Below are 21708 nucleotides of genomic sequence, written 5' to 3'. Positions count from 1 at the left end.
GGCTGCGCAAGCAGCGTCAGATTGGGTCAGATTGGCGCGGGCGGCTGGCTCAGGTCCACGCGCCCGGCGTTGAGCACCACCACGCCGCGTTCCAGCGCCGTGGTGCGCAGCGACACCACCGGGCCATCGACCCAGATCGCCGTGCGCAGCGTTTCGCCGGGCAACACCGGGGCCGTAAAGCGCACCCGCATGCCGCGCACCGTCGCGACGTCGTAAGCCAGCACGGTTTTCAACACGGCATGCATGGCGATGCCCATGGTGCAAAGGCCATGCAGGATGGGCCGCGGGAACCCGGCCGCTTGCGCCACCGCCGGGTCGGCGTGCAAGGGATTGAAGTCTCCGTTGAGCCGGTACAGCAGTGCAGCCTGCGCCAGCGTCGCCAGATCGCACACCGCGTCCGGTTCGCGCTCGGGCATCGCATGCGGGGGCGGCGGCGAGGCCGCCGTGGCGCCGCCGGCGGCAAAGCCCCCATCGGCGCGCAGCATGGTGGTCTGGGTGACGGTGGCCAGCAGCTCACCGGTGGCCGCGTCATGCACCTGGCGCTCCTGCATCATCAACGCGCCTTTGTCCGGGCCTTTGTCGTACAGCGCGGTGACCTTGTTCCGGCCAACCACCCGCCCCTGCGCCGGCAACGGCCGGTGCAGCACGAACGCCTGCTCGGCATGCACCAGTTTTTGCCAAGTGATGCCGGTATCCGGCTGGTCGGCCCAGAAGCCGCTGTAACCCAGCACGTTGACCAGCGTGGGCAGCGCCTGCAGGCCGCCGCGCGCGTGCTCATAGACGTAGCGCAACTGGCCAGCGTCCAGCGGATCGGCGCCCAGGCCGATGCCCAGCGCGTAGTGCATGCTGTCGCGCGCGCTGTAAGCCTGCTCGACGGGCGCGAACTGGCGGCTGAGGAGATGCTTGGGGTCGAGTGGCATGGCGTGTTGTCTGCAGTTGTCTGCTGGATGGTGACGGCGTCAGGCGCGCGGCGGGTACCAGTTCCTCGCGCACAAAGCGCCGGATGCTGCCGAGCAGGGCGTTGAGGGTTTCGGCGTCGCGAATCATCGGGGCGGCTCCGTCACCTCGATCACGGCGTCGACGGCAAAGGCGCCATGTCCTTGCGGCATCGCAAACACCGGATTCAGGTCCACCGATTGCAGGCGCGGGCCGCACTGGTGCGCAAACACAGACAGCCGCGCCAGCATGCCCGCCAGCGCCTTGATATCCACCGGCGGCTTGCCGCGCGCACCCAGCAGCAGCGGCGCGCCCTTGATGGAGCGGATCATCTGCTCGGCCACGTCCTCGCCGAATGGGCAACGATGCAGCACCACGTCTTTCATGACTTCCACAAAGATGCCGCCCAGCCCGAACATGGCCACCGGGCCAAAGACGGGATCGCGCTGGATGCCGAGAATGCATTCCACGCCGCCGCTGAGCTGTTTGGCGACCAGCACGCCTTCGAGGCGCGCGCCCGGCACAGCCTCCTTTCCGCGTGCAATCAACAGGCCGAAGCCAGCACGCACGCCCTCGGCATCGGTGACGTTCAGCAGCACGCCGCCGATCTCGGACTTGTGCTGGATGTCGGGCGACAGGATCTTGAGCACCACCGGATAGCCCAATGCCTCGGCCGCCGCCACCGCCTCGCCCGCCGTGGCGCAAGCGCGTTCCGGGGCCACGGCGATGCCGGCCTGCGCCAGCACGCGCTTGGCCTGCGCCTCGCTGGGCATACTGTCGGGCAGCTCCACCGCGGGCACCGAAGGGGGGGGCAAGCCAGGAGCCCGCTCGAACGCTTGCCCAAAACGGCCCATGGCTTCGATGGCCACCACCGCGCGCGTGGGATCCTCGAACACGGAAAATCCGTCGGCCTCGTACTCGCGCACACGCTCGGGCGAGGCCAGCACCGACAGCAGGTAGAGCCGGTCAGGATGCTTGTCGCGCACGCCCTTGAGCTGCTCGCGCAGGCGCGGCGCGATCGAGTCGGCGCCGCCGGTGTAGGTAAAGAAGCCCAGCACCGACTGGTAGCCGCCCTCGGCCACCACGGCTTGCGTGAAGCGGCCCGCGATGGTCATGTCGTTCAGGAACTGCGCCGTGCAGTCCACGGGGTTGCGCGGCGCCGCAAAGGGCAGCAACGCTTTCAGGCGCTCCTGGGTCGCAGGGGGCATCTCCGGCATCGGCAAGCCAACCACTTCCGCCGCATCGGAAATAATGACGCCAGCGCCGCCGCTGACGGTAATCACGCCGAGGGAATTGTTGGCGGGATAGATGCGGCGCGTGGCCAGCCGTGCCACGTCGAGCATATGCTCGGTGGAGCGCGCCCGCACCACGCCGAACTCGGCCAGCACCGCATCGGTCACCGCGTCGTTGCCGGCCAGCGAAGCCGTGTGCGACTGCGCCGCCGCGCTGCCCACCGCGCTGGTGCCGACCTTCATCATGACCACCGGCTTGCGCGCCTTGCGCGCGGCCTCCAGCGCCTGCATCAGGCGCTGCCCGTCGCGGATGCCCTCGGAGTAGACCGCGATCACATCGGTGTTGTCGTCGTCCACCATGGCGTGGACGATGTCGCCCAGGCTGATGTCGCTCTCGTTGCCGCTCATCACGCAGGCCGACACGCCGATGCCTGCATCGCGCGCAATACCCAGGATGTGGCTGCCATACGCGCCGGACTGGCTGGCAATGCCGACCCGCCCCGCCACCGGAAAGCCCGTTTCCACCACCGAGGTGAAGCTGCCGTAAAAACCGGTGCCGGGATTGACCACGCCAAGGGAGTTCGGGCCAAGCAGGCGCATGCCGTATTTGCGCGCCGACGCCACCATGCGTTGCTGGATCTGCGCGCCCTCGTCCCCGGCCTCGGCAAACCCGGCGGAAAACACAATGGCCGCCGCCGTGCCGCGTGCCGCCAGTTCCGCCACCACGTCGGGCGCCAGCTTGGCGGCCACCGCCACGATGGCCACGTCCGGCGTCTGGGGCAGGCAGGCCACGCTGGCGTAGGCTTCCAGGCCCTGGATGGTGGCGCGATTGGGATTGACCGGCATCAGGCGGCCCTGGTAGCCCTGGCTGCGCATGTAGTCGATAGGCCGGCCGCCGATGCGCAGCGGATCGTCCGAGGCGCCGATGACGGCGACGGAACGCGGGCGAAGGAGACGGACAAGGGGATTACGGTCTGGCATGGCGAGATCGCTTGCAGGAAAAACAGTGGCGGCGGAGAGGGAGCGAAAGCGGAGCAAAAACGGAGCCGATCGGGTCGTGGCGGCACCCGCCCCTGCCTTCGCAAATCTGGCTTATTCGACTTTGGCGCCGGACGACTTGACGACCTTCGCCCAACGGTCGATCTCCGAGCGGATCAACGCGCCGAACTGCTCAGGCGTGCCCGGCGATGGCTCGAAGCCCTGCGCGCGCAGTCGCTCCTTCATCTCCGGCGCGTCCAGCGCCTTGTGGATCTCGGCATTGAGCTTGTCAATGATCGGCCTGGGCGTGTTTGCCGGCGCCATCAGCCCGTTCCATGCCAGGGTCTCGAAGCCTGGCACGCCGGACTCCGCCACCGTCGGCACATTAGGCAGCAGCGGCGAGCGCTTTGCGCCGGTAATGGCGATCGCACGCAGCTTGCCGCCATTGACCTGCGGCAGCGCCGAGAACATCAGGTCCATCACCAGCTGGGCATTGCCCGCCATCACGTCCGCCATGGCAGGCGCGCTGCCGCTGTACGGGATGTGGGTCATCTTCACCCCGGCCATCGAGCTCAGCAGCTCGGTGGCAAGGTGCGTGGACGAGCCGTTGCCAGCCGAGCCGAAGTTGATCGATCCCGGCTTGGCCTTGGCCGCGGCAATCACGTCCTGCACCGTCTTGTAAGGCAGCGACGGGGTCACCATCACCAGCATCGGGCCGCGCGTGAGCTCGCTCACCGGCGTGAGATCGGTCTTGATGTTGTAGCGCAGGTTCTTGTAGAGCGAAGGGTGAATCGAATGCCCCGTCGTCACCAGCAGCAGCGTGTAGCCGTCGGGCGCCGCGCGGGCCACCTGCTCCGCGCCCAGGTTGCCGGAGGCGCCGGGCTTGTTTTCGACCACGAACGGCTGGCCCATGCTGTCACCCAGCTTCTGCGCCAGCAGGCGCACCACGATGTCATTGGTGCCGCCCGGCGGGTAAGGCACGACAATCTTGACGGGCTTGGCAGGAAAAGCCTGCGCCAGGGTAAGCGCGGGCATGGTGAGAGCGGCGGTGGCCGCAACGGCAGCGGCAAGCCAGCGTTTCGTGCTGATCATCGATTGTCTCCGGTCTGAGGTCAGGCGCGGCCAAGCGTGTGCTCGGCGCCCTCGGCTTCTTTGTGCCTGTTTCAGAAACAATCGTAAGCAATGCCATATACTTAATCCAATACTTTACATGCACCTAGCTATACACGAGGTATATGGATGGACCTGCGTCAACTCAAGCAATTCGTGGCCGTCGCCGAGACCAGCAGCTTCAGCCGGGCGGCAGAACGGCTCTTCATGGCACAGCCGCCGCTCTCCGTCGCCATCCGCAAACTGGAGGAGGAACTCGGCACGCCCTTGTTCGAGCGCACTGCCCGCGGGGTACGGCTGACGGCCCCCGGCGAGGCCGCCCTGCAAGCCGCCAGGAAATGCCTGCACAATGCGGAAGAAGTCAGCGCGGCCGCGCGAGCGACCGCCACCGGCGAAGCCGGCCGGCTACGCATCGGGTTTATCGGCTCGGTCACGTTCGGTTTGCTGCCGCGGCTGATACAGGCGTTCACCAAGCGCCACCCGCAGGTCAAGCTGGAGTTGCGTGAAGGCACCAACCTCGAACTGCTATCGCTGGTGGAAAGCGGCGAGCTCGACGTGGGCTTCGTGCGCGTGCCCACCGCCCGCCCGGAGAACGTCCGCTTCCAGCTGATCCAGACCGACGTATTCTGTGCCGCGCTGCCGCGCGGCCACGCCCTGGCCAAGCAGAAGCAGGTCGCCTTGCACGACCTCGCCGATTGCCCCCTGATCGGCTACACGCCCTCACGCGTGGGCGGCCTGCAAGCCGCGGTGTCACACCTGTTCGCACGCGCCGGCATCAGCCCCTACATCGCACAGGAAGCCGTACAGGTGCAGACCGTGGTAGGGCTGGTGGATAGCGGGCTCGGGGTCGCCCTGGTGCCATCGGTCAACGCATCGCACTCATCGGGCCGCGTAGTGTTCCGCCCGATCTCCGACCTGCCACCGGATGCGTCGATCGGCATTTCCCTGGCGTATCACGCGCTGGCCGAGACCGCCGTCACGCAACGTTTTCGCGAGAGTATCGAGCCGCCGGCGGAAAAGGCTCCCAGGGCCGGGGGGGAGACGGCGAGGCGGAGTGGGGGCAAGCGGATGAGATAGCGCTCCTATCAGAGATGCACGGCCGCCACCGGCAACCCGATGCTAAAACTGGTCCCGTGCTCCGTAAACCCAAGCCGCCGGTAAAACTGATGCGCCTGCAGCCGGCGCGCGCTGGACGATAGCGCCAGCTTGGAGGCGCCCGCCTCTTCGGCCAGCCGCATGGCGGCGTGCATCATGGCCGTGCCTACGCCGGTGCCGCGCGCGGCGTGGGTCACCACCACGCTTTCCACGATGGCCTCGCTGCGGCCGTCGTGCGCCAGCACCGGGAACACCAGCAGGCAGAAAGTGCCGAGCGCTTCGCCGGCGGCGCTGCGCATCAGGTAGCAGCGATAGTGCGGCATCGCCTTGAGCTGGGCGAACAGTGCGCGCATGCGCTGCAAAGGCAACGGCGTCTCGTTGTCCATTTCGGAGAGCAAGGCGGCGACCTGCAGCAGTTCGGCATCGGTGCCGGTCACTTCGTGCAGGGTCGGGCCGCCGCTGGTGCGGCGCGCATTTGGCAGGTCCATGCGGATATCGGGTTCGAGTGAGTTTGCTTAGGTGCGATGCCGGTCAGGGCGCACGGCGCAGGCAGCGCGCTACCATCGGCAGGTAGTACTCCAGCGGCGGCGTGGCAAGGCCGACGACCTTGGCCAGGTCGTCGTAGCGGCGCAGGCGCACGGCTGCCGGCCCGTGCGGATGGGCGACGAAAGCCTCCGCCTGGGCCGCGTCAAAGGGGCCGCCCTGCAGTGCCAGGCTGTGTTGCGAGGCTGGCGACAGGGTGGCCTGGTAGCCCGGCTCGGTAGCGCACAGGTAGCGCTTGGCGGCCACATGCATGCGCACCGGCTCGGTCACCGCAGGCCCAAAGCCGACCGCCAGCAGGTCGGCGCCAACTTCCTGGTGGCGCAAATCGGTGGTGCTGTCCTCGGACATCACGAGATGGCCGAGGTCGTGCAGCAGGCTGGCAACGATCAGCGGCTCGGGGTCGCCGGCCTGTTCGGCCAGTTGCGCGCACTGCAGCGCATGCTCGGTCTGGGTGATGGCCTCGCCGCCGTAGAAGGCGGTGCCGTGGCCGGAGAAGAGGATTTCGATGCGCCTGAGGATGGTCATGATGATTTGTGTGTGCGGGCTGGTGTCGTGAGGCGGCTTGAGACGGCTTAAGGCGGCTTAAGGCGGCCTGGAGCCGCTGTCAAACCAGCGCCTTGCGGATCCGGGCGGACAGCAAATCGATGACCGTGACAAAGCCAACGATGATGATGATCACCGCGCAGGTCTCGGCATACTGGAAGCTGCGGATGATCTCCCACAGCACGGTGCCGATGCCGCCCGCGCCGACGATGCCAAGCACCGTGGCCGAGCGCACATTGGATTCGAAGCGGTACAGCGCATACGAGATCCACAGCGGCAGCACCTGCGGGATCACGCCATAGACCACCTCTTCCAGCGCGCTGGCGCCGGTGGCGCGCACGCCTTCCACGGGGCGCGGGTCGATGGCCTCCACGGCTTCCGAGAACAACTTGGCGAGCACCCCGGTGGTGTGCACCCACAGTGCGAGCACACCGGCGAAGGGGCCCAGCCCCACCGCCACGATAAACAGCATGGCGAACACCATCTCATTGATGGCGCGGCAGGCATCCATCACACGGCGCATCGGCTGGTAGACCCAGGCCGGCACGATATTGGCGGAACACGCCAGGCCCAGCGGCACGGCACACACGATGGACAGGAAGGTGCCCCAAATCGCAATCTGCACGGTCACCAGCATCTCGTCCAGGTAGATGCGCCAGTCCCGGAAACTAGGCGGGAAGAAGTCGGCGGCGAATTTCGCCATGTTGCCGGAGTCCCTCCACAGGTCGAGCGGACGCATGTCGGCGCCCTGCCATGACATGACCAGCAAGGCGAGCACCACCGCCCAGACGAACATGACAGGCAGGCTGGCACGCGGCGGACGGACGGCACGAGGCGGAGTGGCTGGGATCATGGTGGGGTTGGCGGAAGGATGCATGAATACTTGGGCTAAGGCTAAGGCGAAGGTGAGGCGACGGTGTGCGGCCCGCCCCGGCTTTGGGGCGAGCCGACGATGCGCGCGTTACTGCGCGCTGGCGGCGATCTTGTCCAGCTCAGCCAGCTTGCTGCTCAGCTCGGCAAGGCGCTTTTCCTTGTCCGGCGCGGCCATCGTGGTGTCGGACTCGATCTTGGTCTTCTCACGGGCCAGCTCGATCTGGCGGATCGGCACCAGCTGGTTGTCGTTGGACGCGCGGAAGCCCTGGTAGGTCAGCTTGGCAAGGTTCTCTTTCTCGCGCGCGGCGTCGGCACCCTTGCCGTAGTTCACGAAGAAAGTCTGCACCTTGGCCTTGACATCAGCCGGCAGGTCCTTGCGGTAGACCAGCGGGTCCGCCGGGATCAGCGGCGACTTCCACAGCACGCGCACCTGCTCATAGGCGTTCTTGCCGGTGTTGATGCGGTAGCGCTCCATGTTCTCGGTGTTGTTGACCGCCACGTCGACCTGCTTGTTCAGCACCGACAGCAGGTTGGTTTCGTGATTGCTCACGCGCACCGTCTTGAAGAACGTCTTCGGCTCGATCTTGTGGGCGCCCCACAGGTAGTGGCCCGGCACGGCGGTGCCCGAGGTGGAGTTCGGATCGCCCGCGCCGTAGCTCAGCGACTTGCCTTGCTTGAGCACGTCATCCAGCGTCTTGAGGTTGCTGTCCTTGTTGACGATCAGGAGCGACCAGTAGCCGGGATTGCCGTCCTTGTCGATGACCGAGGCGAACACCTCGCCGTTGGCGCGGTCCACCGCTTCGATGGCGGACTTGTTGCCGAACCAGGCAATCTGCACCTTGTTGAAGCGCATGGCTTCGATGATGCCGGCGTAGTCGGAGGCAAAGAACGGTTTGACCTGCACGCCCATCTGCTTGCTCAGGTCATCGATCACCGGCTGCCAGGCGGACTTCAGGTTGGACGAGGTTTCCGTCGAGATAAAGCCCATGTTGAGGACCTTGCCTTCCTGGGCAAAGGCGGGCAGCGAAAGCGCGCCAGCGGCGCTCGTGACGATCAGGGCGAAAAGGGTTCTGCGCAGCATGAGGAAACTCCGAGGAAAAGCCTTGTTGGGGGTGCTTGCGGGAAACATGACGAAGAAATCCGGGGGCAATCAGGCCGCCGCCAGGCCGCCGTGCAGGATGGCGGGCGCGGCAACGTCCAGCCCCGCGCCGTCGGGCAGCAGTTCGGCGGCTTCCGTGCCATACAGCTCGCGCAGCATGGCCGGGGTCAGCGCGGCGGAGGGGCCGTCGTAGACCACCTTGCCGTGGCGCAGCGCGACCACGCGCGGGCAATAGCGCATCGCCACATCGACCTGGTGCAGCGACACCACCACCGCCACGCGGCGCGCTCGGTTGATCTGCGCCAGCAACTCCATCACGCGCCGCGCCGATTCGGGATCCAGCGAAGCGATCGGCTCGTCGGCCAGGATCACCCGCGCGTTCTGCACCAGCGTACGGGCAATGGCCGCGCGCTGCTGCTGGCCGCCCGACAAGGTGGATGCCCGCCGAAAGGCATAGTCGTCTATACCAACCTGGGCAAGCGCTTCGAGCCCTGCGTCGATCTCAGCGACACGGAAGAAGCGGATCAGGCTGCGCCACAGCGGCACGCGCGGCAGCATGCCGGTCAGCACGTTCGTGATCACCGGCAGGCGGCCCACCAGGTTGAACTGCTGGAATACAAAACCGATTTCTGCCCTTGCCGCGCGCACATCGCGCGCCAGCCGGCCGCCTTGCTGGATGGTCCGGCCATTGACCCGCACCTCGCCAGTGCCGCCCGCATCGGCAGCGATAAACCCTGCCACATGGCGCAGCAACGTGGACTTGCCCGAGCCAGAGGCACCCAGCAGCGCCACCATTTCACCAGGGGCAACGGCAAGGCTCACGTTATCCAGCGCCTTGCGTCCCGCCTGGAACGACTTGGACAGGCCGCGCACTTCAATCGCATGCGTCATCCCACACTCCTTGCATCAACAGTGAGCGCATTCTGGGTGGTGAGGATGACAAAACGATGAAGGTTGGAGAGCAATCTCGAATTGGGAGGCCTGCCTGGCCAGCCGCCTGCGCCAAGTGGCCTTGGGCCGACCTCGCTGCCGGCCCGCCGCCCGCATGGGCTACTGGGCTACTGGGCTACTGGGCGCGAGGCATGCACATGGCCATGCAGGACCGTGGCCACTCTCGGCCCTGGTGACCCCATCTCTCGATTGAAACAGGTGGAACATTCAAACGGCGCAAAGCGCAAGGTATCCTTTTTGGGCACCTTCCACGTGGGGGAGCACAGGGTGCGCGGCCGGACCAGAGGTTGCCCCCGATGACACCCACAGGATTGCGTACGCGCACCGACAAGGACGTTCATGAGCAAAGCAAAACGCGCCGGGCTGCTGTTTGTGTTCGTATGGTTCGCCCTCGGCGGGCTCGGGCACTTTATGCTGACGCCGTTGTTCGTCAGCATCGTCCCGCCATCGATCCCCTACCCTGCCGCCGCCGTGCTGGTGAGCGGCGTGTTCGAGCTGCTGGGCGCGCTGGGGGTGCTGTGGCTACCCACCCGGCGAGCGGCGGGATACGGCCTGGCAGTGCTGACGCTTGCGGTCACGCCGGCCAATGTCTACATGTGGCAGCACCCCGAGCTGTTCCCAAAGATTGCGCCGAGCCTGCTGGGTATCCGGCTGGTGGTGCAGGTGTTGTTGCTGGTGTGCATCTTGTGGAGCACGAGCCGGCCGGACGATGCCGTAGCTACGCGAGATGGGAAAGGCGAACCATAGGTCGGGCAAAACAAGGTGACCGCTATCGCCTTACACCGGCCCGGCGATAAGGCTCACTCTTGTCCCGTCGTCCAACAGCGAGCACTAGCACAGTGACGGTACGATCGTTGACCTCGTACACCAGCCGGTACCCGGCATCGCGCAGCTTGATCTTGTATACGTCCTTCATGTCCTTGCCACTGAGCTTGGCAGACGGCACCCGGGGTTCGACCAGACGTGTCTCGAGCTGCTTTCGAAACTGATCCTTGATCGACGCATCGAGTTTCTTCCATTCCTTCAAAGCGTCTTCGTGAAAGGCGAGCTCATAACTCATCCAGCGACACCTTTACGGACTTCCCGCCGCGACGCTGCCGAACGATTTCTGCAAGCTCGATGTCCTCAAGCCGGTCCATAAGTGCTTCGAAAGCCTGGGCGGGAACCAGGTATGCGGCCGGGCGATTGTGATTGAGGACCGCCACGGGTTCGTTACCGGCCTCCTCAATGATGGCACCGGGGTTGCGGCGAAGGTCCGTGATGCTTACGGTCGCGGTAGCGTAGATGGCGCGTGTGACTGTCATATCTTTGGGTTGCCTGGCGTAGCGGGTTCCAATCGGACTGCATGGACAGGCTTGCAGCCCGATTGGAACCCGTAATAAAGCACATAATTTAGCACAAAAATATGTGTACTTTTTGTCCTATCGATCAGCAACCAGAAGCCGGGCGACCCGAGGCCTTCCATGTCCATGCTGGCGCGCCGTCACTACCGCAAACGACTCACCCCCGCGCCCCCTGCCTCCCCTTCACCGCCCGCCACGCACTGGCCACCACCAGCGACCCCAGCCCAAGCGCAAGCCCAAGCAGGACGATGGCGCTCATGTGGTCGCGCACAAGCGGCACATTGCCAAAGAGATAACCGCCGGCCAGCAGCGACACCACCCACACCGTGGCGCCAGCACTCGCGGCCAGCGCAAAGCGCGTCGCGGACATGGCGGACACGCCTGCGACGAAAGGGGCAAAGGTGCGCACCACGGCGACAAAGGGGGACAGCAGCAAAGTCAGGCCGCCGTGGCGCTGGTAGAAGTCATGCGTCCTGCGCAGTGCGTCGCGGTTGATCCATCGGTAGCCGCCGGTGAACACGCGGGCCCCGATGGCTTTGCCGATGGCGTAGTTCAGCAGGCTGCCGGCCACCGCGGCGACCAGCAGCACCGGCAGCAGGATCCATAGCTTGAGCGCACCCGACGCGCAGAACGCACCACAGAGGAACAGCAGCGGATCGCCAGGCAGGAAGAACAGTGGCAACAGCCCGATCTCGCAGAACACGATGGCGAACAGGATGCCGTAGACCAGGATGCCGTATTGCGCGATGGCAGGGCCGAGGTTCTGGTCGAAATGCAGCAGCAACGGCAAGATTTGCGATGCTTCCATGCGTGCCCCTGATCTTGAATTGATGGCTACAGTGTAGGCGCGCCCTGGCCACCGGGGACCTCAGGTGGGTACGGTGCACTGGCCCCGTGCCGATGACAAGCGGGAAATATGCCGAAAAGAGCCTTTCCCTCCGGTGCGCGCCCACATAATATTGAGCACAATCCGCACAATCCGCACAATCCGTACAACCATCTGCACCAATCACCCCAGGAAATACCATGTCAAACTCCCAAGCCACCGCCCGGATCGGCTCGGTCGACGCCAACTACCTCGTGCACCTGCAGGCAGGCAGCCACGCACTGCTCGGTGACGAGTCCGCCGGGCTGGGCGGCACGGACCAGGGCCCGCCGCCCTTTGCCTTCGTGCTGTCCGGTCTGGTGTCCTGCACCGCCATCACGCTGAAGATGTATATGCAGAAAAAACAGTGGCCCGTGGCCGATGTGGAAGTCACGGCAGTCTTCCAGGGCAAGGATGAGGCACGCTTCATCCGGCGCGAAGTCCGGCTTGGCGGCGTGGAGCTGGGAGAGGCCGAGCGCGAGCGGCTCGCGCAGATCTGCGAGCGCACGCCGGTGACGTTGTTCCTCAAGGGTGCGTCTAGGATCGAGACAACTTTCCTCTGAGAAGCCCCAGGCAAGACCGGAAGGGACAGCCCGAAGGCCGCCTCTTCCGGTTCGTGCCGGCGGCCTACCCGGCGACAGTCTCCGCCAGATGGGTCCGCACCACCACCTCCGAATGCAGGGTCCGGTGGACCGGGCACTTGTCGGCGATCTCCAGCAGCGCCGCGCGTTGCGCCTCGTCCAGCGGGCCGCGCATGGTGATCTCCCGCTCGATCCAGTCGATCTTGCCTTCGGTGGTGGCGCACGCCGCGCAATCGGTCGCGTGGATCTTCTCGTGGCGCAGCGTCACGGCCACGTGTTCCAGCGGCCAGCCCTTGCGGTCCGCATACATGCGCATGGTCATGGCGGTGCAGGCGCCCAGCCCCGCCAGCAGCAGGTCGTACGGCGCAGGGCCGCCGTTGAGGCCACCAAACGAAACGGGCTCGTCGGCAAGCAAGTGATGGGGCCCGGCGGTGATGCGCTCCTGGTACTTGCCAACGTGGCTTTCCTCCACCCGCACCAGCCCTTCCTCGGCCACCGCGGCCGGCACATCCAGGGCATCGATGTCGAGATAGCGCTGGCTCCATGCCGCGATGGTGTTGGCCACGTAGACGGCATCGGCCTTGCGCGTGAGCAGGTGATCGGCGCGGTCGAGCGAGACGAAGCTCTTGGGATGCTTGGCGGCAATGAAGATCTGCGTGGCGTTATCGATGCCGACGGTGTCGTCCTGCGGCGCATGCATGACCAGCAGCGCCTTGCGCAGCTTGGCTACGCTATCGAGCAGCTTCTGCTCGGCCACGTCTTCGATGAACTGCCGCTTGATCTTGAACGGACGGCCGGCGAGCCGGACCTCGGCCTCTCCATCGGCCTCGATGCGCGCGGCCTGGTCGCCGAACAGGCCAACCACGTGGCTCGGATCGCTCGGCGCGGCGATGGTGACGACCGCCTTGGCTTCGGGGATGCCGTGCGCGGCGCTGAGCACCGCCGCGCCGCCCAGGCTGTGGCCGATCAGCAAGGCCGGCGCCCGGTGATGCTGGCGCAGATAGTCCGCCGCCGCCAGCAGGTCGGCCACGTTGGACGAGAAATTCGTATTGGCGAAATCGCCGCCGCTGCCGCCAAGGCCGGTGAAATCAAAGCGCAGCACGGCGATGCCGTGTGCCGTCAGCGCCTGCGCGATACGCGTCGCCGCCAGCACGTCCTTGCCGCAAGTGAAGCAATGGGCGAACAAGGCAAAGGTGCGCACCGGGCCAACTGGCAAATCCAGCCGCGCGGAGAGTTGCTGACCATCACTTCCCGGGAACTGCAGGCGCTGGGCTTCCATGGGTATCCTCATGCTTGACGCGAACTGTATGAGGTTCCCACTCTAGCCAAGTTTGCCGCCGGGTGCTACTGGCGTCGCATGGCTGGCCGCGCACAACGCGCAGTAGCGCCGGCAGGCTTGCCATCGGCCCGAGCCGAGAGAAGGCATCCCTGCGATGCCGGCGGCCATCGCAATCGCAGCCAAATCGGCATCCATCAGTTTAAGATGCTGCTTTTCGGGCCGGCGCGACCGGCCAACTTTTCCCCTCCACTCTGCCAGCACACACATGAAGAAGATTGCACTGCTACTTGCCGCCCTGGGCATGGCGTCCATCGCCCACGCTGCCGCCCCGGCCGCGGAAACCCTGCCGTCCGGCATGTCCATCCAGACCATCGTCAAGGGCACTGGCGCCACGCCGAAGGCCTCCGATGTGGTCAAGGTGCACTACCGCGGCACGCTCACCGACGGTACCGAGTTCGACAGCTCCTACAAGCGCGGCCAGCCAATCTCGTTCCCGCTGAACCGCGTTATTCCCTGCTGGACGGAAGGCGTGCAGAAGATGCAGGTTGGCGGCAAGGCCAAGCTGGTGTGCCCAGGCCCGACCGCCTATGGCGCGCGCGGCGTGCCTGGCACGATCCCGCCGAACGCCACGCTGAACTTTGAAGTCGAGCTGCTCGGCATCGGCAACTGACAGCAACTGACGCGAGGCGGCCTCACCGCTGTTCGCAAGGCCCCGGCCTCCCGGCCGGGGCACGATTGCATGGATGCAGTACGCGTTCTTAACGGAAGGAAGGCAGAAAGGAAAGAGCCGGCATGCGGCTTGGCGGCGGCGCGCTGCGCGACGGCACCCAACAGTTCCGGCAATGAACGGGTCAGGCGGAACGTAGCAAGCCGCCCCGCCCGGCCAGGACGGCCACCATTATTCGTCTGAACCGCCTGGCACCATGGCGCGGCGCTTACGCGTTACCACCAGGGGTGCCTGGGCGTTGCCTTCCGAAGACACACGCGGCGGACGGGGCCCCGAGCCCGGCGTCCGTGGGCCTGCGCCGGGCGGACGTGCGCCGCCACCGCCGCCGGGAGGACGCGTGCCGGTATCCAGCTGGATCGTCGAGATGGCGCGCTTGTAGATGGTCTGCATGCCGCCGGGCGTGCTCAGCATTACCACGAATGCGTCGAAGGACTCGATGGAGCCGACGAGCCGGATGCCGCTGACCAGGTACACCTGCACACGCTTGCGCTCTTTGCGCGTGGTGTTCAGGAAGGAGTTTTGCGGGTTGGTGTCGTCAAGCTGCATGGGATATTGAGAGTAAGGCAGACGAAGCGCTGCGAGAAAAAGATGGCTACTGCGGCGCAGCTTCGTCGGCGGTGCACCGATGCACAATATCGGTGCTCACGCGCTAACGCAAGATGAATCAGGCACGCCGGGATGGCAGCGCATCATGATTGCTTGCAGTGGCTAGGCTTGCCATTCTAGCGCAAGCCGGATGCAGTTCCCCGCGCAAGGAGCATGCCAATGGTTCCGGCGCCTGGGTGAAAGCCACCCCAAGGCCACCTCCCACGCGGATCACAGCACCAGGCGCCCATCCTTTCGCGCCGCCCGCTTTGCCATTAACATGTCCGCCCACGATCCAGCAGGCCACCACATGAAGCTCAACCAGCTGCGCGCCCTGGCCGCCGTTGCCGAAACCGGCAGCATCCAGGAGGCCTCGCGCATCCTTCACCTGACCCAGCCCGCGCTGAGCAAGGCGATCAAGGAGCTGGAGAGCAGCGTCGGCGCCACCTTGTTCGTGCGCTCCAGCAAGGGCGTGCAGCTCACGCCCTTTGGTCAGCGGCTGGTCTCGCATGCGCGGCTGATCAGCGAGAATGTGCGCCGCGCGCGCGAAGACCTGGAAGACATGAAAGGCACGGTGCAAAGCGAGATCACCGTGGGGGTGACGCCGGTCACGGCGCTGATGCGGCCCATGGCGGCCTGCCTGAGCACCTTCCGCCGCGAGTTCCCGAACGCCCGGCTGCGGGTGCTGGAAATGCGCCCGGCACAGTTGCTGGAGCACCTGCGCGAGGGCACCATGGATTTCGCGGTGACCTCGCAGTTGCTGCCGCTGGATCGCGGGCTGGACTGTACCCAGGTGTGCCGGCTGCCGACCATGATCGGTGCCCGGCGCGGGCATGCGCTGCGCGCGGCACGCTCGGTGCGCGTGCTGCAGCAGGCGGACTGGCTGGCGCTGGACCCGCTGTCCGATGCGAGCTCGCCTTTTCATCAGTTGTTCGCGGGTAACGGCCTGGCGGTGCCGACCCGGGTGATCGAATGCACATCGATGGGCTTGGCGCTGGACCTGTGCTGGCAGGTTGACACCCTGATCCTGCTTTCCAGCGAGTCGCTTGGCAGCAAGTACATCACCGAGCGGATGGATTTCATCGAGATCGCCGAACCCGTGCCCGACCGCATCATCTCGCTGGTCACGCGCGACCGGCATGTGCTGACGTGGGCGGCGGCGCGCTTGCACGACGCCGTGCTGCAAGCGCTGGCCGCCCACTACCCGCCACCGGGCAGCACCGCCGCCCCATGACCGAACGGCATGCGCCGGCAACGTGCATGCAGGCCACGCCATGCCCCGACACTACGCAGGCGCAGGTTGAGGCCATCCGCCGCCCGTGGAAAAACCGATAACAATCAATAAGTTACGGGCCGCAACCAAATCCAAGGTCAATAGAAGGATTGCCGCACTCCGCGCGCCGCCGCGATAGCTGGCGCATCACGCCGGTTCTGGTGTGGCATGCCACGCGAGCGAGGCGATGGGATCGGAAGCAAGCGGCAATGGCAAGCGCACATGCGGTAATCCCCGGGGTGTGCGGGTCGGGTACGTCAGCAGCACCGGGTAGCTTGCCGCGCCCTGCGGCCGGGCTCTGATTCCCAATGCTCATACCCATGAAAAAAAGCGAAGTGCTTATCCTTCGCGCGGCCCCTAACATGCCCCCACACCGAGAGCAACGGGGCCACGCCGCACCCATTGCCCGTCTACCCACCCGAGGAGGACCGCATGACCGCTGCCCACACCGCGCCAGGCCATCCGGCCGGCGCCGCGCCCGCCACTGGCGCCACAGCCGCCCGCCCGCACTCGCGCCGCGCCATCGTTGCCGCCGCCATCGGCAACGGGCTGGAAATGTACGACTTCACGGTCTACAGCTTCTTTGCCGCCACCATCGGCAAGTTGTTCTTCCCGTCCAGCAGCCCGCTGGCATCGTTGCTGCTGTCTTTCGCCACCTTTGGTGTCGGCTTCGTGATGCGCCCCCTGGGCGCGGTGCTGATCGGCAACCTGGCCGACCAGCGCGGCCGCAAGGCAGCGCTCACGCTCACCATCGTGCTGATGACGGCAGGCACCGCGCTGATCGCCTTCACGCCCACCCATGCCAGCATCGGCGTGGCCGCCACCGTGCTGGTGGTCGTCGGCCGGCTGCTGCAAGGCTTGTCGGCTGGCGGGGAAATCGGCGCCGCATCGGCCCTGCTGCTGGAGACCGCCAGCAAGCGCAACCGTTGTTTCCTGGTCAGCTGGCAAGCCGCCACGCAAGGCGGTGCCGCGCTGCTGGGCGCGCTGACCGGTGCCGCGGTATCGGCCTTGCTCAGCCCCGACGCCATGCTTGAATGGGGCTGGCGCCTGCCGTTCATGCTTGGCCTGCTGATTGCGCCGGTTGGCATGTATATCCGCCGGCACCTGCAAGAAACCCACGAAGGCGGCAGCACGCATGGCGGCGTGGGCAAGGTGTTTCGCGAGCATGGCCGCACGCTACTGCTGGGCACATTGCTGATGACCGGCAGCACCGCATCCATGTACATCATGGTGTTCTACATGCCCACCTACCTGGTGACCTCGCTGCATCTGCCGAGCGTCACCGCCTTCCTGGCGGCATGCACGGCCGGCGCTGCCATGCTGGTGATGGCGCCCTTGTTCGGCCTGCTGGCCGATCGGCTGCCGCGCCGCAAGCCGCTGCTGTTTGCCGGCGGGCTGACTTCGCTGGCGCTGGTCTACCCGAACTTCACGCTGCTGTGCGCAGGCCCCAGCCTGCCGCTCACCATGGCGCTGATCGGCGGCGCCGTGACCCTGAGCTCGGTCGGCAGCGGCGCGGGCGCCGCCCTGATGATGGAAGCGCTGCCGCGCCACCAGCGCGCCACCGGCATGTCGGTGATGTACAGCTTTGGCGTGACCGTGTTCGGCGGCTTCGCCCCGCTGATCGTGACCTGGCTGATCAGCGCCACGGGCAGCAACATGGCGCCTGCCGGGTACCTGATCGCGGCCTCCTGCATCAGCCTGACCGCGCTGGCGCTGTTCCCCAGCCACCCTGGCCGCGACTGACTCGCGGCGCAAAACCCATCCCATCCGACCTCACGACACACACCCTGCAGCCATGACCAAGCACCCAGGAAACATCCCGCCGGCACTGACCGAATCCGCCGAGCGCTTCGCCGAACTGCGCCACCGCATCCACGCCCACCCGGAGCTGGGGGCCGACGTGCCACGCACCGCCGAGATGGCAGCCGCGCTGCTGCGCGAGTGGGGCTATAGCGTGCACACCGTGGGCGGCCACGGGCTGGTGGCGCAACTGAAGGTGGGCAACGGTGCGCGCACCATCGGCATCCGCGCCGACATGGACGCGCTGCCGCTGCAGGAGCGCACCGGCCTGCCCTATGCCAGCCAGATAGCAGGACGCATGCACGCCTGCGGCCATGACGGCCACACCGCCACGCTGCTGGCCGCGGCCGAATACCTGGCCGCCACGCGCCACTTCGACGGCACCCTCAACCTGATCTTCCAGCCCGACGAAGAAGGCATGACCGGCGCGCTGGCCATGATGAACGACGGCCTGTTCGAGCGCTTCCCCTGCGACGCGATCTACGCCTTTCACAATGCGCCCGGCCTGCCGGTGGGCATGGCGGTCGTGCAGAGCGGCCCGATGGGCGGCTCCTCGGACCGGGCCACGATCACGTTCCGCGGCAAGGGCGGCCATGGCGCCATGCCCCATCGCGCCACCGACCCCACACTGGCCCTCGCCTCGACCGTGATGGCGCTGCAAGGCATCGTGGCGCGCAATGTGGCGCCGGTCGACGCCGCCGTGATCAGCGTGGGCGAGATGCAGGCCGGCAGCACCTACAACATCATCCCGGAGACCGCAACGCTGAAGCTGAGCGTGCGCGCCACCGTGGCGGAGGTGCGAGACCTGCTGGAGACCCGCATCCGCGAGGTGGTGACGCACCAGGCCGCCTCGTGCGGCGTGACGGCAGACATCGCCTATGAACGCCTGGCGCCCGCGATCTGCAATACCGTGGAAGAAACCGCCATCGCACGGCAGGCCGTGGCCAGCGTGCTGGGCAGCGACAAGGTCATCCAGGTGCCGCCGTCGATGCAGATGGGCAGCGAGGATTTCGCGTGGATGCTGGAGAGGATGCCGGGCTGCTATTTTGCGCTTGGCAATGGCACCGGCGAATGGGTGGGCTGCTCGGTGCACAACGATGGATATGATTTCAACGACCAGCTGATTCCGCTTGGCGCTGCGTGCTGGGTGGCGCTGGCCGAAGGCTATCTGCGCGCCTGAGACCTTCGTTGGCAAGCGCGAGCGCTTCGTCGTAGTTTCTTGCCTTGAACGGCTATCGAAGCGGCATCCGGCGGGCAGTTGAGAAAACCCGCCCATGCTCAACCGCCCTTCAAAAACCTGAACGACGATCAAAGCATGCGCTTCAGGACATCATTCTTCGACACGAAATGATGCTTCAGCGCGGCGCCGGCATGCGCCGCCACCAGAGCAGCCAGCGTGTAGCACGCAACCTTGTGCAGCGCGAACCAGTGTTCGGTAACCGGGCCGGCGGAGAACGGCGTTTTCACGAATACCGTCCAGAACAGCCAGTACCCTTCAGGCACCATCATGTAGCCGCTCACCAGGACGACAGCGATCAGCGCGTAAATGAGCGAATGAACCAGATGCGCAATCGCGCGCTGCTTGTCCGGAATCGAACGAATCTCCGGCGGCGTCTTGCGGAAGAACGACCACAAATACCGCAGCGGAAACAGGACGATCAGGCACGTCGCGAGCGACATGTTGAGCGTCGACACGAAACCCCAGATCTTTGGGTGCGTGATGAAATGAAGCGAGATGCCCGCAACCATCGTATAGAGAATGATGGCCGCGAATACCCAGTGCAGCGCACGGGAAAACCCATCGTATCGGTCGACGTTCGGCGATCGGCGCCATGCATGTACCTGCGAAACGGAAGACATGACTCAACATCCTTTATCTGTTGCCGACCGGTTGATCGGCATGACTCAAAGATGAGAATTATCTCGACCGCGTTGCAGGATGTGAAAAAACCTGAACGATTTCTAAACGCTCGCGACGCCGCCGTGACGGCCGCAAGAACAAAGCGGACCCGCCAGCGGGTCAGGTCCGTTCGAGCCTGTACCCGTAGCTGTAGATCGCCGCCTTCATTGCAGGCGGCTCTGGCGTATCTGGCGACTTCGGACAAAGCCCTTACACGTCGATCGCCGCATCCGACTTGACCTTCTTGCGCAACTCGAACTTCTGGATCTTGCCCGTCGACGTCTTGGGCAACGGCCCGAAGTACACCGCCTTGGGCACCTTGAAGCCCGCCAGCAGGGTGCGGCAATGGGCGATCAGCTCCTCGGCCGTGGCGCTGGCGCCATCCTTCAGCTCCACGAACGCGCAGGGCGTCTCACCCCATTTGACATCCGGCTGGGCCACCACCGCCACGGCCAGCACGGCGGGATGGCGATAGATCGCGTCTTCCACTTCCACGCTGGAGATATTCTCGCCACCGGAGATGATGATGTCCTTGCTGCGGTCCTTGATCTTGACGTAGCCGTCCGGCGTGCACACGCCCAGGTCGCCGGTATGGAACCAGCCGCCGGCAAACGCCTCGCGCGTGGCCTTCTCGTTCTTGAGGTAGCCCTTCATGCAGATGTTGCCGCGGAACATGATCTCGCCGATTTCCTCGCCGTCCGAGGCCACCGGTTGCATGGTGTCCGGGTCCAGCACCGCCACCTCCGTCTGCAGGTGGTAGCGCACGCCCTGCCGTGCCTTCTTGGTGGCGCGGTCCTCTTGCGACAGGCCGGCCCAGTCGTCCTGCTCGGCGCATACCGCGGCGGGGCCGTAGGTTTCGGTCAGGCCATAGACGTGAGTCAACTCGAAGCCCATGGCCTCCATCTGTGCCAGCACCGCGGCGGGCGGCGGCGCACCCGCGACCATGCCGCGCACCGGGCCGCGCAGCCCTTCGCGCCAGGCGGGCGGGGCGTTGACCAGCGCGGTATGCACGATCGGCGCGGCGCAATAGTGCGTCACGCCCTCGTCGCGCATCAGGTCGAACACCAGCTTGGGCTCGAACTTGCGCAGGCAGACGTTGACGCCAGCGCGTGCCGCGATGGTCCACGGGAAGCACCAGCCGTTGCAGTGGAACATCGGCAGCGTCCACAGGTACACCGGGTGCTTGGGCAGGTCCCACTCCAGGATGTTGGAGATGGCGTTGATGGCCGCGCCGCGATGGTGGTAGACGACGCCCTTGGGGTCGCCGGTGGTGCCCGAGGTGTAGTTGAGCGCGATCGCATCCCACTCGTCAGCGGGCATCTGCCAGGCGAACTTCGGGTCGCCCGAGGCCAGCAGGCGCTCATAGTCGGTCTCGCCGAAGGCCGGAGCGTCCTGCGGGCCGAGCGCGTCCAGCACCGCCACCACCTTCAGCCCGGGAATCTCGTTGGCGATCTGCCGCGCCAGGTCGGCAAACTCGGTATCGGCCAGCAGCACCCGCGCTTCGCCATGGCGCAGCATGAAGATCAGGTTGGAAGCATCGAGCCGGATATTCAGCGCGTTGAGCACCGCGCCCGCCATCGGCACCCCGAAGTGCGCCTCCACCATGGCAGGCGTGTTGGGCAGCAAGGCCGCGACGGTATCGCCCTTGCCCACGCCCAGGCTGGCCAGCCCGCTGGCCAGGCGCCGTGCCCGCGCGTAGGTGTCGCGCCAGTTCTGGCGCACCGGGCCGTGCACGATGGCCAGCCGGTCGCCATACACGTTGGCGGCGCGCGCCAGGAAATCGATGGGTGTGAGGGGTACGTGATTGGCCGGGTTCTTGCCCAGGCCGGTGTCGAAATCGCTTGGCATTGCCGTAGTCTCCGCATGCGCCGGCTGTGCGGGTATTGGCCCTCAGGATGAGCCGCGCGCCGCCGGTCGCTGTTACTTTTCACTGTGCAAGGCTATCATCGCACAGGACCCAGCTCTGTCGTCCGGATGACAATGCCCGTGCCGGGC

At 66.0% G+C, this 21708-nt stretch carries 22 protein-coding genes; 7 read left to right on the top strand and 15 right to left on the bottom strand.

The annotated features are described in order from the left end of the window. Positions 1–26 precede the first annotated feature (26 nt). The 3 genes from A9975_RS08985 to A9975_RS08975 form a co-directional block, all read right to left on the bottom strand. Positions 27–920 (bottom strand): MaoC/PaaZ C-terminal domain-containing protein, encoded by an 894-nt coding sequence (locus A9975_RS08985; protein WP_183032279.1) that lies wholly within the window; start codon positions 918–920, stop codon positions 27–29. A 123-nt stretch (positions 921–1043) separates the two neighbouring features. Then, positions 1044–3149, bottom strand: coding sequence for an acetate--CoA ligase family protein (locus A9975_RS08980; protein ID WP_183032278.1), 2106 nt, complete (start codon positions 3147–3149; stop codon positions 1044–1046). Between the two features lie 111 nt (positions 3150–3260). Continuing rightward, a complete protein-coding gene (locus A9975_RS08975) occupies positions 3261–4238 on the bottom strand; it encodes a tripartite tricarboxylate transporter substrate binding protein (protein ID WP_183032277.1) in 978 nt (325 codons plus the stop codon). A 147-nt stretch (positions 4239–4385) separates the two neighbouring features. Here A9975_RS08975 and A9975_RS08970 point away from each other — a divergent pair, with 147 nt between their 5' ends. Beyond that, positions 4386–5333, top strand: a complete 948-nt coding sequence (locus A9975_RS08970) for a LysR family transcriptional regulator (RefSeq protein ID WP_183032276.1) — start codon at positions 4386–4388, stop codon at positions 5331–5333. 8 nt (positions 5334–5341) lie between these two features. Here A9975_RS08970 and A9975_RS08965 read toward each other — a convergent pair whose 3' ends face one another. From A9975_RS08965 to phnC, 5 genes are all read right to left on the bottom strand, one after another. Next, positions 5342–5839, bottom strand: a complete 498-nt coding sequence (locus A9975_RS08965; protein ID WP_183032275.1) for a GNAT family N-acetyltransferase — start codon at positions 5837–5839, stop codon at positions 5342–5344. Positions 5840–5882: 43 nt separating this feature from the next. Beyond that, positions 5883–6419 carry a phosphonate degradation HD-domain oxygenase gene (locus A9975_RS08960; RefSeq protein ID WP_150989386.1) on the bottom strand — a complete coding sequence of 179 codons (537 nt, stop codon included), beginning with the start codon at positions 6417–6419 and terminating at the stop codon, positions 5883–5885. A gap of 79 nt (positions 6420–6498) precedes the next feature. Continuing rightward, positions 6499–7290 (bottom strand): phosphonate ABC transporter, permease protein PhnE, encoded by a 792-nt coding sequence (gene phnE / locus A9975_RS08955; RefSeq protein WP_370564197.1) that lies wholly within the window; start codon positions 7288–7290, stop codon positions 6499–6501. Positions 7291–7398: 108 nt separating this feature from the next. Beyond that, positions 7399–8391: a phosphonate ABC transporter substrate-binding protein gene (gene phnD, locus A9975_RS08950; RefSeq protein ID WP_183032273.1), complete on the bottom strand. Its 993-nt coding sequence runs from the start codon at positions 8389–8391 to the stop codon at positions 7399–7401. 69 nt (positions 8392–8460) lie between these two features. Continuing rightward, the gene (phnC, locus tag A9975_RS08945; RefSeq protein WP_183032272.1) at positions 8461–9300 is read right to left on the bottom strand and encodes a phosphonate ABC transporter ATP-binding protein; all 840 of its coding nucleotides are present in this window, start codon (positions 9298–9300) and stop codon (positions 8461–8463) included. A gap of 399 nt (positions 9301–9699) precedes the next feature. On the opposite strand from phnC, the gene A9975_RS08940 reads away from it, so the two are divergent. Then, positions 9700–10107, top strand: coding sequence for a hypothetical protein (locus A9975_RS08940; RefSeq protein WP_183032271.1), 408 nt, complete (start codon positions 9700–9702; stop codon positions 10105–10107). Between the two features lie 22 nt (positions 10108–10129). On the opposite strand, the gene A9975_RS08935 is transcribed toward A9975_RS08940, so the two are convergent. The 3 genes from A9975_RS08935 to A9975_RS08925 form a co-directional block, all read right to left on the bottom strand. Next, the gene (locus tag A9975_RS08935; RefSeq protein ID WP_183032270.1) at positions 10130–10420 is read right to left on the bottom strand and encodes a type II toxin-antitoxin system RelE/ParE family toxin; all 291 of its coding nucleotides are present in this window, start codon (positions 10418–10420) and stop codon (positions 10130–10132) included. Then, the gene (locus A9975_RS08930) at positions 10410–10664 is read right to left on the bottom strand and encodes a type II toxin-antitoxin system Phd/YefM family antitoxin (RefSeq protein WP_043354770.1); all 255 of its coding nucleotides are present in this window, start codon (positions 10662–10664) and stop codon (positions 10410–10412) included. The genes A9975_RS08935 and A9975_RS08930 overlap by 11 nt, the downstream gene beginning before the upstream one ends. Before the next feature lie 196 nt (positions 10665–10860). Continuing rightward, positions 10861–11511 carry a VTT domain-containing protein gene (locus A9975_RS08925; protein WP_183032269.1) on the bottom strand — a complete coding sequence of 217 codons (651 nt, stop codon included), beginning with the start codon at positions 11509–11511 and terminating at the stop codon, positions 10861–10863. 218 nt (positions 11512–11729) lie between these two features. Here A9975_RS08925 and A9975_RS08920 point away from each other — a divergent pair, with 218 nt between their 5' ends. After that, entirely contained in the window at positions 11730–12131 is a 402-nt protein-coding gene (locus tag A9975_RS08920) for an OsmC family protein (RefSeq protein WP_183032268.1), read from the top strand. 64 nt (positions 12132–12195) lie between these two features. On the opposite strand, the gene A9975_RS08915 is transcribed toward A9975_RS08920, so the two are convergent. Then, positions 12196–13428: an alpha/beta fold hydrolase gene (locus tag A9975_RS08915; protein ID WP_183032267.1), complete on the bottom strand. Its 1233-nt coding sequence runs from the start codon at positions 13426–13428 to the stop codon at positions 12196–12198. A gap of 265 nt (positions 13429–13693) precedes the next feature. Between A9975_RS08915 and A9975_RS08910 the strand changes: the two genes are divergently transcribed. Beyond that, positions 13694–14098, top strand: a complete 405-nt coding sequence (locus A9975_RS08910; protein WP_006163829.1) for an FKBP-type peptidyl-prolyl cis-trans isomerase — start codon at positions 13694–13696, stop codon at positions 14096–14098. A 228-nt stretch (positions 14099–14326) separates the two neighbouring features. Here A9975_RS08910 and hfq read toward each other — a convergent pair whose 3' ends face one another. After that, a complete protein-coding gene (gene hfq, locus A9975_RS08905) occupies positions 14327–14701 on the bottom strand; it encodes an RNA chaperone Hfq (protein ID WP_183032266.1) in 375 nt (124 codons plus the stop codon). Between the two features lie 349 nt (positions 14702–15050). Here hfq and A9975_RS08900 point away from each other — a divergent pair, with 349 nt between their 5' ends. The 3 genes from A9975_RS08900 to A9975_RS08890 all read left to right on the top strand — a co-directional run bounded on the left by A9975_RS08900 (position 15051) and on the right by A9975_RS08890 (position 18993). Next, the gene (locus tag A9975_RS08900; RefSeq protein WP_183032265.1) at positions 15051–15974 is read left to right on the top strand and encodes a LysR family transcriptional regulator; all 924 of its coding nucleotides are present in this window, start codon (positions 15051–15053) and stop codon (positions 15972–15974) included. Positions 15975–16445: 471 nt separating this feature from the next. Next, entirely contained in the window at positions 16446–17756 is a 1311-nt protein-coding gene (locus A9975_RS08895; protein WP_183032264.1) for an MFS transporter, read from the top strand. 52 nt (positions 17757–17808) lie between these two features. Next, positions 17809–18993 (top strand): M20 aminoacylase family protein, encoded by a 1185-nt coding sequence (locus A9975_RS08890; protein ID WP_183032263.1) that lies wholly within the window; start codon positions 17809–17811, stop codon positions 18991–18993. Positions 18994–19121: 128 nt separating this feature from the next. Here the strand turns inward: A9975_RS08890 and A9975_RS08885 are convergent, their stop codons facing one another. Then, positions 19122–19673 carry a cytochrome b gene (locus A9975_RS08885; protein ID WP_183032262.1) on the bottom strand — a complete coding sequence of 184 codons (552 nt, stop codon included), beginning with the start codon at positions 19671–19673 and terminating at the stop codon, positions 19122–19124. A 250-nt stretch (positions 19674–19923) separates the two neighbouring features. Beyond that, positions 19924–21561 (bottom strand): acyl-CoA synthetase, encoded by a 1638-nt coding sequence (locus A9975_RS08880; protein WP_183032261.1) that lies wholly within the window; start codon positions 21559–21561, stop codon positions 19924–19926. Positions 21562–21708: the final 147 nt, after the last annotated feature.

It is taken from the genome of Cupriavidus sp. UME77, assembly GCF_014170355.1.
GTDB lineage: Bacteria > Pseudomonadota > Gammaproteobacteria > Burkholderiales > Burkholderiaceae > Cupriavidus > Cupriavidus basilensis.
The sequence above is the reverse complement of the archived record's forward strand: the minus strand, read 5'-3'. Positions and strand labels throughout refer to the sequence as shown.